At 65.1% G+C, this 13465-nt stretch carries 10 protein-coding genes; 6 read left to right on the top strand and 4 right to left on the bottom strand.

What is annotated here, in order from left to right:
- The first annotated feature begins 72 nt into the window (after positions 1 to 72).
- From prpR to V6Z91_RS15565, 4 genes are all read left to right on the top strand, one after another.
- Positions 73 to 1671 (top strand): propionate catabolism operon regulatory protein PrpR, encoded by a 1599-nt coding sequence (gene prpR, locus V6Z91_RS15580; protein ID WP_338758471.1) that lies wholly within the window; start codon positions 73 to 75, stop codon positions 1669 to 1671.
- A 116-nt stretch (positions 1672 to 1787) separates the two neighbouring features.
- Positions 1788 to 2645: an alpha/beta hydrolase gene (locus V6Z91_RS15575; RefSeq protein ID WP_338758470.1), complete on the top strand. Its 858-nt coding sequence runs from the start codon at positions 1788 to 1790 to the stop codon at positions 2643 to 2645.
- Positions 2646 to 2664: 19 nt separating this feature from the next.
- Positions 2665 to 3684, top strand: coding sequence for a histidine kinase (locus V6Z91_RS15570; protein ID WP_338758469.1), 1020 nt, complete (start codon positions 2665 to 2667; stop codon positions 3682 to 3684).
- The gene (locus V6Z91_RS15565) at positions 3681 to 4385 is read left to right on the top strand and encodes a LytTR family DNA-binding domain-containing protein (RefSeq protein WP_338758468.1); all 705 of its coding nucleotides are present in this window, start codon (positions 3681 to 3683) and stop codon (positions 4383 to 4385) included. Before V6Z91_RS15570 ends, V6Z91_RS15565 begins: the two co-directional genes overlap by 4 nt.
- A 1-nt stretch (position 4386) precedes the next feature.
- Here the strand turns inward: V6Z91_RS15565 and V6Z91_RS15560 are convergent, their stop codons facing one another.
- Positions 4387 to 7743, bottom strand: a complete 3357-nt coding sequence (locus tag V6Z91_RS15560; protein ID WP_338758467.1) for a S41 family peptidase — start codon at positions 7741 to 7743, stop codon at positions 4387 to 4389.
- Positions 7744 to 7942: 199 nt separating this feature from the next.
- On the opposite strand from V6Z91_RS15560, the gene V6Z91_RS15555 reads away from it, so the two are divergent.
- The gene (locus V6Z91_RS15555) at positions 7943 to 8746 is read left to right on the top strand and encodes an NF038132 family protein (RefSeq protein ID WP_338758466.1); all 804 of its coding nucleotides are present in this window, start codon (positions 7943 to 7945) and stop codon (positions 8744 to 8746) included.
- A gap of 58 nt (positions 8747 to 8804) precedes the next feature.
- Here the strand turns inward: V6Z91_RS15555 and clpA are convergent, their stop codons facing one another.
- Positions 8805 to 11105, bottom strand: a complete 2301-nt coding sequence (gene clpA / locus V6Z91_RS15550; RefSeq protein WP_338758465.1) for an ATP-dependent Clp protease ATP-binding subunit ClpA — start codon at positions 11103 to 11105, stop codon at positions 8805 to 8807.
- Positions 11102 to 11404: an ATP-dependent Clp protease adapter ClpS gene (clpS, locus tag V6Z91_RS15545; RefSeq protein ID WP_130185626.1), complete on the bottom strand. Its 303-nt coding sequence runs from the start codon at positions 11402 to 11404 to the stop codon at positions 11102 to 11104. Before clpS ends, clpA begins: the two co-directional genes overlap by 4 nt.
- Positions 11405 to 11732: 328 nt before the next feature.
- On the opposite strand from clpS, the gene V6Z91_RS15540 reads away from it, so the two are divergent.
- Positions 11733 to 11936: a cold-shock protein gene (locus V6Z91_RS15540; protein ID WP_107141363.1), complete on the top strand. Its 204-nt coding sequence runs from the start codon at positions 11733 to 11735 to the stop codon at positions 11934 to 11936.
- Between the two features lie 131 nt (positions 11937 to 12067).
- Here the strand turns inward: V6Z91_RS15540 and icd are convergent, their stop codons facing one another.
- Complete coding sequence (gene icd / locus V6Z91_RS15535; RefSeq protein ID WP_338758460.1) at positions 12068 to 13321, bottom strand: NADP-dependent isocitrate dehydrogenase; 1254 nt, start codon at positions 13319 to 13321, stop codon at positions 12068 to 12070.
- Positions 13322 to 13465 lie beyond the last annotated feature (144 nt).

Below are 13465 nucleotides of genomic sequence, written 5' to 3'. Positions count from 1 at the left end.
TGCAACATCGCCCACCCTCTCTCTGACGTTTCATTTGCAACGCCTGCAACACATTTGAACTACAATTGAAACATGACCTATCTCACGAGTGGCGATACCGACAAGCCCGTCATCTGGACGGTATCCATGTCGCGCCTGTCCGACCTGTTCCGCGACATCACGCCGGAATACGATGCGCTGGCAACGATCGAACCGATCCATCTCGGCTTCGACGAGGCGGTGCGGCAAATTCGCGACCGGCTGGCCACGGAACGCTGCGACGCCGTCATCTCGGCGGGATCAAACGCGGCGTACCTGAAGGGACGGCTGTCGGTTCCCGTGGTGGTGGCCAAGGCCAGCGGGACGGACATGATGCGTGCCCTGGCGCGCGCGCGCCGCGTGTCCGAGCGCATTGCCGTCGTCACCTACCAGCAGCCGATGCCGGAATTGGCGGATTTCGCCGCCACGTTCGGCTTCGATGTCGTGCAGCGCACGTATGTGACGAAGGAAGACGCGCTGGCCCAGGTGCAGGAGCTGAAAGCCGGCGGCATCCGCGCCATCGTCGGGGCCGGCCTGATCACCGACCTGGCCGAGGATGCGGGCCTGGCGGGCGTATTCGTTTACTCGGCGGCGTCCATCCGCCAGGCATTCGACGATGCGCTGGAAATCGCCCGCCTCGCGCAACTGGAGTCGGGTGGCGGCCGACGGCGCACGCGCGCCGGCGCCGTGCAGGACACGCTGCGGGCCCGTCATGGCCTGGCCGATTTGCGCGGCGAATCGCCGGCGATGGAAAAGGTGCGGCAGGCGGTGGTGCTGTACGCCCGCTCGAACGCCACGGTGCTGATCCAGGGCGAGACCGGCAGCGGCAAGGAACTGGCGGCGCAGGCAATCCACCGCGCCGCCGCGCATGGCGGCAGTCGCCCGTTCCTGGCCGTGAATTGCGGCGCCATCGCCGAATCGCTGCTGGAATCGGAATTGTTCGGCCACGAGGAAGGCGCGTTCACGGGTGCCCGGCGCGGCGGGCGGCCCGGCCTGTTCGAAGCCGCCAATGGGGGAACGCTGCTCCTTGACGAGATCGGCGAAATGCCGCTGGCCCTGCAGACGCGCCTGCTGCGCGTGCTGGAAGAGCGCGAGGTGGTGCGCGTGGGCGGCACGCGACCGGTGCCGGTCGATGTGCGCATCGTCAGCGCCACCCATTGCGACCTCGCGCAGCGCGTGCGCGACGGGCGCTTCCGCGCCGACCTGTTTTATCGCCTGGCCGTGCTGCGGCTGCAATTGCCGTCGCTGCGCGAACGCACTGCCGACATCGTGCCGCTGGCCGAGTGGCTGCTGCGCAATGCGCTGGCGGCGCTGGGCGCGCGCGCGCACCCGAACCTGCAAGCCGAATTGCAGGCTTGCGCGCCGCTGCTGACGCGCCACGCCTGGCCCGGCAATGTGCGCGAGCTGCGCAACCTGTGCGAGCGCCTGGCCCTCTTCCTGGCCGCCGAGCCGCTGCAGGCGCTCACACCGGCTTTCGTGCTCGCGGCGGGACCCGAGCTGGCGCCATCGGCCGGCGACATCGCACCGGCGGCAGCGGAACGCGCCACCGACGTGCTGCGCCGGTTCAACGGCCGGCGCGACGCCGCCGCGGCCTACCTCGGCATCAGCCGCACCACGCTGTGGCGGCGCCTGCGCGAGGAAGCGGGAGGCTGAGCTGCGCAGCACTTTCGCTGCAAAGGATGCCGTTCATCCTCGTTTTCCGCCACTCATCATGGTGTGGTGCCACCGGCGCGCCGCCGGTGCGACCATTCGTTGCAAGGAGGAACACCATGAAACGTCAACTGATCGTGGCGGCACTTGCCGCATCCCTGTCCATCGCAGTGCCCGCGCTTGCCGCCAGCGCCTTCAAGGTGGAAGTGACCGGAACCGGCCCCGCCGTGATCCTGATCCCCGGCCTTGCCTCATCCGGCGAGGTGTGGCAAGGCACGGTCCAGCACCTGTGCGGGCCGCGCCAATGCCACGTGCTCACGCTTGCCGGCTTTGCCGGCCAGCCGGCCATCGACGGGGACTTGCTGCCGCAGGTGGAAAGCCAGCTGGCCGGCTATATTGCCGCCAACAAGCTCGGCCAGCCGGTCGTCATCGGCCACAGCCTGGGCGGCTACCTCGCGCTGCGATTCGCGGCCGCGCACCCGGAGATGGTCGGCAAGCTCGTCATCGTCGATGCGCTGCCCGCGCTCGGCGCGACGCAGGTGCCCAATATCACGGCGGAGCAATTGCGGCAGATGGCCGCCGGCACGCGCGACCAGATACTGGCGAGCGACGATGCCACCCATGCCGCCAACCAGCGCCGCGCCGTGGCGACGATGGCCAGCAAGACGGAGGACGTGGAACGGATCGCCGGCTGGGGCCAGCGCTCGGATCGCAAGGCGGTGGCGGGTGCGATGTACGAGCTGATGGCGAACGACCTGCGCGAAGACATCGCGAAGATCAAGGCCCCCACGCTGGTGCTCGGTACCTGGGTGGCCTACAAGGACTTCGCGCCGCGCGCCGCGATCGAACAGGTGTACCGGATGCAATACGCAAAGCTGCCCGGCGCGCAAGTGGAGATGGCGGAGAAGGCCCGCCATTTCATCATGTACGACGATCCGGCCTGGATGTATGATCGCATCGACCGATTCCTGAAGTGAGCCGCCCGCCTTGTCGACCATGCCATCGCTTCCCATCATCGCGCGCCTGAACTGGTACTGGATCTGCCAGGGCTGCGGCTGGGGGCTCGTCGCGCTGTTCCAGGCCGTCATGTATGCCGGCAATCGGGGCGTCGGCGCGGTGGTGCTGTGGACCTTCGTTTCCGCGCTGTTCGTGTCGGACCGGTGGCACCGCTTCGTCAAGCGGCGCGGCTGGGCGCAGCGCGGCGTCGACTGGCGGCTGGCCGCCGCTTCCGCGCTCGTCCTGGGGCCCGCGATGGTCGTCAGTGTCGCCATGGCGATCCATGTCTTCATGCGGCCGATCGACAACTTCGGCTGGCTGCCCATCGCCCTGCTGTCGTGGACCGGCAACTTCGTTGTGTGGAACGTCGCCTATGTGATGGCACTTTCGCTGCGGCGGGCCAGTCGGCTCGAAGCGGAAACGCTGCGTTTGGAATTGCATGCCAAGGATGTCGAATTGCGCGCCTTGCAGGCGCAGGTCAATCCGCACTTCTTCTTTAACAGCCTGAACAGCGTACGGGCGCTGATCTATGAAGACCCCGATTGCGCGGCCCGCATGATCGACCAACTGGCTGGCCTGATGCGCTATGCGCTGCAATCCGGGCATGTGGAAACCGTGCCGTTGGCGGCGGAGCTGGACGCCGTGCGCTCCTACCTGGCGATCGAGAAAATCCGCTTCGAGGAAAGGCTGCGCGTGCGCTTCGATATCGAAGCCGGGCTGGAGCAAGTGATGGTGCCGCCGATGTCGCTGCAAACGCTCGTCGAGAACGCCGTAAAGTATGGCGTGGAACTGAGCATGACCGGCAGCGAAATCCATATCCGCGCCTGGCGCGGCGAAGGGAACACGCTGGTGGAGATCGCCAACGCGGGCGCCATCCGTCGCCAGGATGGCTCGACGCGCGTGGGCCTGGCCAATGCGCGCAAGCGGATCGAGCTGGCCGTCGGCCGCGGCGCCAGCCTGGAACTGGCCGAACGCGATGGCTGGGTGCGCGCCACGCTGCAATTGCCGGCGGCCGCATGATGAGGATACTGATCGTCGACGACGAACGCCTGGCGCGCGCCGAACTGCGGCGCCTGCTCGCCGCGCACCCGGATATCGAAATCGTCGGCGAGGCGGCCAACGCCGAGCAGGCGATCGCCCAGGTGGCGGCACTGCGCCCGGACCTGATGCTGCTCGACGTGCAGATGCCCGGCGCCAGCGGCTTCGACCTGCTGCAGGCCCTGGACAGCACGCCGGAGGTGATCTTCACCACGGCCTTCGACCGGTATGCCCTGCAGGCTTTCGAAGTGAACGCGCTGGACTACCTGCAAAAGCCGATCCGGGCGGATCGGCTCGCGCACGCATTGCAACGCGCCGCGGCGCGGCTTGGGCTGCCGCAACCGGGCATGCCAGCCGCGCCGCGCAAGCTGTTCATCCGCGACGGCGACCGTTGCTGGTTCCCGGCACTGGACAATATCCGGTTGTTCGAATCGGAAGGCAATTACACGCGCGTCTATTTCGACGACGTGCGGCCGCTCGTGCTGCGTTCCCTCACCCACCTCGAAGAACGGCTCGATCCCGCGAGCTTCCTGCGCGCCAGCCGGCGGCATATCGTCAACCTCGCCTTCGTGGAGCGGATGCAGGCCAACGATGCCGGCGGGCTCTGCCTGCTGCTGCCCGGCGGCATGACGGTGGAGGTGTCGCGGCGGCGGGCGGCGCAGGTGCGCGGCCTGGCCCCGTAGGTCATTGGTTCAGGGCTGGAATCGCCTGCGGGCTGTACGGCTTCACCGGCGCTTCCTGCACCTTCTTCCTCAGCATCTCGATCGCCACTTCCAGCTGGCGGTCGCGGCCCGTGAACGTGGCGCGCGGCAGGTTGTCCACCTCCACGTCGGGGATGACACCCACGCCCTCGATCAGCCACTGACCCTTGTCGCTGTCGAACTGCCCCAACTCGGCCACGCGCACCATGCCATTGTCGGCCAGCCGGTTGCGGTCGCTGAGCCACACGCCGGCACCGGCGGTGCGCTTGCCGACCAGCGGCCCCAGGCCGAGCGCCTTGACGCCGGCGGCGAAGGTTTCGCCATCCGAATAGGTGAGTTCGTCGACCAGCACCACGAGATGGCCCCGGAAGGTGTTCTGCATGTTTGGCGATGCCTGCCCGCCCGGATTGGTCCAGAACGCCCACGCCTTGCGCAGCAGCTTCTCGATGATCCAGCTGTCGATATTGCCGCCGCGATTGCGCCGCACGTCGATGATCAGGCCATCGCGGTCGACGTTGGCGTAGAAGTCGCGCGCGAACGCGGCGATATCGTCCGCGCCCATCGCGCGCAGGTGCAGGTAGCCGATGCGGCCATCCGACGCCTCGGCCACCTGGCGTGCCCTGCCCTGCTCCCAGTCGCTGTACTGCAATGCGGATTCCCGCGTCGTCGACACGGGCACGACGATGACGGCACGTGGTTTTCCAGACGCTGGTTGCACGTTCAACAGCACCTGCCGGCCGGCCTGGTTCAGCAGCAGGTCGGCGATGTGCCGCGCTTCCAGCACGCTCTTGCCGTTGACGGCAGTGATCACGTCGCCCTCCTTCACGTCCACGTCGGGCTGCGCCAGCGGGGCGCGTTCGGCCGGCAGCTCCTGCTCGGTGCGGTACACGCGATCGACCCGGTAGCCGTTCTTCACGCGGGTGAGCACGGCGCCCAGGCCCGATGGCGTGCCCTCCGGCGCCGCCTTGCGGATGTCTCCGGGCTGTACCTGCGAGTGCAGCGCGCCCACCTCGGCCACCATCATGCCGAGGATGTCGTTCAATTCGGCGCGATCGGTCACGCGCTCGACGAGCGGCGCATACTTGTCGCGCACCGCCACCCAGTTCACGCCGCGCATCTTTACGTCGTACAGGAAGTCGCGGTGCATGCGCCACGCATCGTTGAACATCTGCTTCCATTCCTGCACGGGATTGGACACGATGCTCCAGTCTTCCACGCGCACGCGCGCCTTGGAGATATCGGCGGGCTGCCTAGCGCCGGCGTCGACGATGTACATCTCTCCCGCGCCCGCCGAGATCGTGCGGTAATACACATGCTTGCGGTCCGGTGCCAGGTCGAAGTCGCGCACGTTTGCCGCGAAAGTCTCGGGCTTCGGTTCGGTGCGGGCGATCGCCAGCGTCTTCAATGCCGGCTTGCCGTCCGCGCCATCGGCGTCGATGAAATACAGGCGCTTGTCGTCCACGGCGAGGCGGCGGTAATTGCCGGCGGTCAGCGGCACTTCGAACAGCCGCTGCGCCAGGCCCCGGAAAACGATCGCCGGCAGCGCGGGCCTGGCCGGCTTCACAGGTTCCTTGGCCTCCTTGCCATCCTTGGCCTGCGCCAGCTTGTCCACCGCCTTTTCGACGGCCTTCTCGGCGGCCTTGTCTTCGGCCGTTTCCGGCGGCGGCGGCGCGGTCCTGGACAGCTCGTCGTCCGGCTTGAACGGGAATCGGTTACCCTGTTGCAGTGCCAAAGCGTACACGCCCACGCGCTTGTCGAACACGGGTCCCATATTACGGTCGCCCCATGGCGAACCGTTCGACAGCTTGAAGTTACGGGCCGACAGGAAGTACAGCCAGCGGCCATCCGGCGAGAACGCCGGGTCGGCCGACGTGTAGCGGTCGCTTGTGACGAAGGCCAGTTCCTTCGACTCCAGGTTGTACAGGCCGATCTGGTCGCGCAGCTGCGTGCTGGCGCTGCGCACGAACGCGATGTTCCGGCTGTCCGCCGACCACACCAGGTCGTCGTGCTGGTCGATGCCGGACTTGCCGGCGTCGTCCACCAGCGTCTGCTTGCGGCTGGCCAGTTCCAGCAGCCAGCAGCGGCCCTTCTTGTCCGTGTGGGCGATCCATTTCCCGTCCGGCGACGGGTAGAGCGCCCAGCGGTGATTGTTGCCGTCGCGGGTCAGTTGTTCGCCGTGGCCCGAGCCGTCCGCCGCGAAGCGCCAGATTTCGTTCTCGCCGGTCGTATCGACGATGGCGTACACCCACTTCTCGTCGGCCGAGAACACGGCGTCGCGCGCCCGCGAGCCTTGTGGAATGGCGATCTCCACGCGGCGCTGGCTGCCGGTACCGGCAATGGTCACGCGGCCGCGCGCGGTCAGCACAACCCGTTCCTCCTTTGCGGCAAGCTGCACGTTCGTCAGCGCCTCGAGCGGTGAGCGGATCAGGCGGGAACGCTGCTGGTCGAAGTCGGACACGAGACTGATCGGCAACTGGCGGGTCGCGTTGCCCGCCAGGTCGAGCAGGTGCAGGTCGGCGCCCAGCTGGTAGACGATGCGGCCGTCGCCCAGCGCGGCATTGCGCACGTCCCAATCCTTGTGCGCGGTCAGTTGCCGCGCATTGCTGCCGTCCGGATTGGCCGACCACAGGTTGTCGGTACCGCCGCGGTCGCTGACGAAATACAGCCTTCCCTGCCACCACATGGGCCGGCGGTCGTTGCCGCCGCTGTCGGGGAACACGCGCTGCGCTTCCCTGCCGCCCTCGAGGTCGAAGCGCCACAATTGGGCATGCGCGCCGCCCCGGTAATGGCGCACGTTATCGCCGGTCATGACCAGGCCGTGGCGGGTGAAATACAGCGTCTTCCCCGCATCGTCGAGTACCGCATCGTTGGCATCGGCCACGGCGAACACGCGCCGCTCCAGCGTGGCCGGTTGCACGGCCGCCACGACGCGGTGGGCACCCGGCCCGATCGAGCGGAAGGTGCTGACCAGGACTTCGCCCTGGGCTGTCCAGCCCAGCACGATGACACCGCCATTTTCAAAAGTCAGCCGTTTCGGCAAGCCGCCGGCGAGCGGCATCACGTACGCGTCCTGCGCACCCTCGTAGCTGCCGGCGAAGGCCACCCACTTGCCGTCCGGCGAAAGGGCCGCGTGGGTTTCGGCTGCCGCGTGCGTAGTCAGGCGCTGCGCCGCGCCGCCCTGCGCGGTGGCGCGCCACAAATCGCCCTCGGCGGTGAAGACGACCGCGTCGCCACGCACCGCCGGATAGCGCAGGTAGGGGGCGGCGGCTAGTGCCGCGGTCGCCGTGGCCAGCAGGCTGGCGGCAATGGGAACGGAGCGAAGCAGGCGGCGCAAGGTCATCGGTACTGCGGCGAGGTGGGAGAACGGGGATTCTGGCATAGATTTCGAGCTGGAAATAGTGCGGTCGACCAGGAACAACGGCCGATGTCGGATTTCCGATGTCGGATTTCTTTACATCGCCGTGGAATCATGCCCCACGAAGCGTGTAGGCATGAGAAATGCAGCCGCTTTGTGCCTACTCAACCCGATGGAGGATGACATGGCTATTCCAACACGTTCGCTCGCCGCGACCGCCGCGGCAGTATTCATTTGCGCGGCAGGCCCAGGCCACGCACAGGTATTCGACGCCGGCATGCCGCCCGGCTGGCAATGCACGGGCAACTGTGGCACCGCGCCGGAAGACGGGGACATCACCCTGGCACCGGGCGGAGGCGCCCAATACGGCTGGGTATCGACGAACGGCGGCGCGGCCGGGGTGCGGCTGCCAGGCATCGGCGTCCCGGGGGATTCGCACTCGGGCAGCACCTTGCGTTCCCATCTGTTCACCGCGCAGGCCAGCGACGTATTGCAGTTCCAGTTCAATTACGTGACGACGGACGGCGGCGATTTCAGCGATTACGCATGGGTGCGCCTGCTGCATGCGGACGGCACCCAGGCCGCGCTCCTCGCTACCGCCCGCACTGCGCCGGGGGGCGGCGCCGTCCCGGGCTTTGGCATGCCGGCCGGCGCCGCCACGCTCGATCCCCCTTACTCGAACGTCGAGGGCATCACTCCAACGTGGAGCCCGCTGGGGGGCGATTCGGGCGAGTGCTATGTCGAGCCGTGCGGGCAAACGGGCTGGATCACGGCCGATTACGCGATCGCGGCAACGGGACAATACATGCTGGAATTCGGCGTGGTGAACTGGGTCGACCCATCCGCCGACACAGGCCTGGCATTCGATGCGATCAGCCTCGACGGCGTGCCGCTGGCACCGATCCCCGAGCCGGGCCGGCTCGGCATGCTGGCTGCCGGCGTGCTGGTGCTCGAGCTGATGCGGCGCTGGCGCCGGCGGGGCGCATGAATGGCAGGGACGTAAAAAAACCCGCTCTCGCGAGCGGGTTTTTGTTGGCCTTGGAGGCTTACTCCACTTCGACCGTTTCCGGCGGGGGCAGCGGCGCCGCGTCCGGTTCCGGGAAGTCCAGCTTGATCTGGTCCTTCTCGTCCAGGTCCACCGTCACCTTGCCGCCGGCTACCAGACGGCCGAACAGCAGCTCGTCGGCCAGCGCCTTGCGGATCATGTCCTGGATGAGGCGGGACATCGGCCGCGCACCCATCAGCGGATCGAAGCCCTTCTTGGCGAGGAACTTGCGCAGTTTCTCGCTGAAGATCGCTTCCACCTTCTTCTCGTGCAGCTGCTCTTCCAACTGCATCAGGAACTTGTCCACGACGCGCAGGATGATTTCCTCGTCCAGCGCGCGGAAGCTGATGATCGCATCGATCCGGTTGCGGAATTCCGGCGTGAACATCCGCTTCAGATCGGCCATCTCGTCGCCGGTTTCCTTGGTGTTCGTGAAACCGATCGGCGCCTTCTGCAACGCTTCCGCACCCGCGTTCGTGGTCATGATGATGATCACGTTGCGGAAGTCGGCCTTGCGACCGTTGTTGTCCGTCAGCGTGCCATGGTCCATCACCTGCAGCAGGATGTTGAAGATGTCCGGATGCGCCTTCTCGATCTCGTCCAGCAGCAGCACGGCGTGCGGCTTCTTCGTGATCGCCTCGGTCAGCAAACCGCCCTGGTCGAAGCCCACGTAGCCCGGTGGCGCGCCGATCAGGCGCGACACCGCATGGCGCTCCATGTACTCGGACATGTCGAAGCGGATCAGCTCGATGCCGAGGATGAAGGCCAGCTGCTTGGCCACCTCCGTCTTGCCGACGCCCGTGGGGCCGGAGAACAGGAAGGAACCGATCGGCTTGTCCTGCTTGCCCAGGCCGGCACGCGACATCTTGATCGCCGAAGCCAGCGCCTCGATCGCCGGATCCTGGCCGAACACGACGTTGCGCAGGTCGCGGTCGATCGTCTGCAGCTTGCTGCGGTCGTCCTGGTTGACCGTTTGCGGTGGGATGCGCGCGATCTTCGAGATGATTTCCTCGATCTCCGTCTTGCCGATGGTCTTCTTCTGCTTCGACTTCGGCAGGATACGCTGCGCGGCACCGGCTTCGTCGATCACGTCGATGGCCTTGTCCGGCAGGTGGCGGTCGTTGATGAAGCGGGCCGCCAGCTCGGCCGCCGTCGACAGCGCCGACGACGAATACTTCACGCCATGGTGTTCCTCGAAGCGGGACTTCAGGCCGCGCAGGATCTGCACCGTCTGCTCGACGGTCGGCTCGTTCACGTCCACCTTCTGGAACCGGCGGGACAGCGCATGGTCCTTCTCGAACACGCCGCGGAATTCCGTGAACGTGGTCGCGCCGATGCACTTGAGCTGGCCGTTCGCCAGGGCCGGCTTCAACAGGTTCGAGGCATCCAGCGTGCCGCCCGACGCGGAACCGGCACCGATGATCGTATGGATCTCGTCGATGAACAGGATGCCGTTCGGGTTGTCCTTCAGCTGCTTCAAGACCGCCTTCAGGCGCTGCTCGAAGTCGCCGCGGTATTTCGTGCCGGCCAGCAGCGCGCCCATGTCCAGCGAATACACCACGGCATTCGACAGGATTTCCGGCACGTCGCCCTGCGTGATGCGGTAGGCCAGGCCTTCCGCGATCGCGGTCTTGCCCACGCCGGCTTCGCCCACCAGCAGCGGGTTGTTCTTGCGGCGGCGGCACAATACCTGGATCACGCGGTCCACTTCCTCTTCGCGGCCGATCAGTGGGTCGATCTTGCCTTCGGCGGCGGACTTGTTCAGGTTCTGCGTGAACTGGTCCAGCGGGCTTTCCTTCGCCTGGCCTTCGGCCTGCGTGCCCTCCTCGACCCCTTCCGATGCCTTGGCCGCTTCACCCGACTGGTCCTTGCGAACGCCGTGCGAGATGAAGTTGACGACGTCCAGGCGCGTCACGCCCTGCTGGTGCAGGTAGTAGACCGCGTGCGAATCCTTTTCGCCGAAGATGGCCACCAGCACGTTCGCGCCCGTGACTTCCTTCTTGCCATTCGATGCCGACTGCACGTGCATGATGGCGCGCTGGATCACGCGCTGGAAGCCCAGGGTGGGCTGCGTGTCCACCTCGCCGGTTCCGGGCACGGTAGGAGTGTTGTCGCCGATGAAGTTGGTGAGTGTCTTGCGCAGGTCCTCGATATTGACCGCGCAGGCACGCAACACTTCGGCTGCCGAAGGGTTGTCCAGCAGCGCCAGCAACAGATGCTCAACCGTGATGAATTCATGCCGTGCCTGCCGAGCCTCGACAAACGCCATGTGCAAACTTACTTCCAATTCCTGCGCAATCATACTTCCTCCATCACGCACTGCAGGGGGTGCCCCGCCTTGCGCGCATGCGTTAAAACGAACTCCACCTTGGTTGATGCAATATCTTTTGAGAACACACCGCACACGCCTTTGCCGTAGCGGTGCACACTCAGCATAATTTGCGTAGCCGTTTCGCGATCCTTGTTGAAATATTCCTGAATGATCGCGACCACGAATTCCATCGGGGTGTAGTCGTCGTTCAACAACGCCACCTGGTACATGGGGGGCGGCTTCAGCGTCTGCCGCTCCAGGACGGTCTCGGTGTCATGCTTGGTTGCCATACGCTTATATTCTAATGCTTTCGTGGTCGATGCAACGCCCGTTTAGCTGGGCGTTTCCATTTGTCCTCAATCTTACGCGCTTTCCCAACTGTGCGCAGATGGCGGCCCCCAGCGCAAAATCAAGTCCTTTCCTGATTTCTCATGTTGCAAAAATCTTACTATTGCCGCGACAAAGCGCTTGACATAGAAAATTGTTCCGCCAACAATGCCATATCGACTGGTGCAGAAATGTACATGTTGGTAAGAAGTGAGTTGTCGAGGAGGGGGCAGGAAGCTTCTTGCTTTTATGGCTCGTGTGATTCGTTATTATTTGAAAGTTCTTTTTATTATGGCAACTGGTACCGTTAAGTGGTTCAATGACTCCAAAGGTTTCGGCTTCATCACCCCTGATGATGGTGGCGAGGATCTGTTCGCACACTTCTCCGCAATCAACATGAACGGCTTCAAGACCCTGAAAGAAGGTCAAAAGGTGCAGTTCGAAGTCACGCAGGGCCCGAAAGGCAAGCAAGCTTCCAACATCCAGGCTAGCTGATCCAGCTTCCTCGACTGTAAAAAAACCCCGCACCTGCGGGGTTTTTTTTCGTCCGTCAGTTTCCAGCATCCATTGTTGCAAATAAAAAACCCGCGGCTGGCGCGGGTTTGCAGGCGGTCGCGACAGGCGGCTTACATGTTTTCGATCATCACTTCGCCAAAGCCCGAGCAAGACACCTGGGTGGCGCCTTCCATCAGGCGGGCGAAGTCGTAGGTCACGCGCTTGGACATGATGGCCTTTTCCATCGATGAAATGATGAGGTCGGCCGCCTCGGTCCACCCCATATGGCGCAGCATCATCTCTGCCGAAAGGATGAGCGAACCCGGGTTGACATAGTCCTTGCCGGCGTATTTCGGCGCGGTGCCGTGCGTGGCTTCGAACATCGCCACCGAGTCGGACATATTGGCGCCCGGCGCGATGCCGATGCCGCCCACCTGGGCTGCCAGCGCGTCCGAGATATAGTCGCCATTCAGGTTCAGCGTGGCGATCACGCTGTACTCCGCCGGGCGCAGCAGGATCTGCTGCAGGAACGCGTCGGCGATCGAATCCTTGACGACGATGTCCTTGCCCGTCTTCGGATTCTTCACCTTGCACCACGGCCCGCCATCGATCAGCTCACCGCCGAATTCCTTCTGCGCCAGCGCGTACGCCCAGTCGCGGAAACCGCCCTCGGTGTACTTCATGATATTGCCCTTGTGGACGATCGTGACGGACGGCTTGTCGTTGTCGATCGCGTACTGGATGGCCTTGCGCATCAGGCGCTCGGTGCCTTCGCGCGACACGGGCTTGATGCCGAGGCCGGAAGTTTCCGGGAAGCGGATCTTGCGCACGCCCAGCTCCTCCTGCAGGAACTTGATCAGCTTCTTCGCGCCTTCGGACCCTTCCGGGTACTCGATGCCGGCATAGATGTCTTCGGAGTTCTCGCGGAAGATCACCATGTCGGTCTTGTGCGGCTCCTTGACGGGCGACGGCACGCCGTTGAACCAGCGCACCGGGCGCAGGCAAACATACAGGTCCAGCTCCTGGCGCAAGGCCACGTTCAGCGAACGGATGCCGCCGCCCACCGGCGTCGTCAGCGGGCCCTTGATCGACACCACGTATTCCTTCACGGCCTGCAGCGTTTCCTCGGGCAGCCATACGTCCGGGCCGTAGACCTTGGTGGACTTTTCACCGGCGTAGATTTCCATCCAGCTGATGCGGCGCTCGCCGCCATAGGCCTTGGCCACGGCGGCATCGACCACCTTCAGCATCACCGGCGTGATGTCGACGCCGGTGCCGTCACCCTCGATGAACGGGATGATCGGCTGGCTCGGCACGCTCAACGAGTAATCCGCGTTGACGGTGATCTTCTGGCCGTCGGCCGGCACTTTGATATGTTGGTACATCGAGTTCTCCGAAGTGAAGCGACGCTGGCGGCGCCATGACCTTGCATGCCTTGGAGCACCTGACAAAACCCGCATGGCTGCGTTGCAGCGTCTCGCCGTACAGGCGTACTGTCTTCGACGCCGCGCCTTGCCTGCAGGTTTTGT

This window comes from Massilia sp. METH4 (genome assembly GCF_037094685.1).
Taxonomy (GTDB): domain Bacteria; phylum Pseudomonadota; class Gammaproteobacteria; order Burkholderiales; family Burkholderiaceae_D; genus Rugamonas.
Note: the sequence above shows the minus strand (reverse complement) of the source record. Positions and strands in the feature narration are given on the sequence as shown.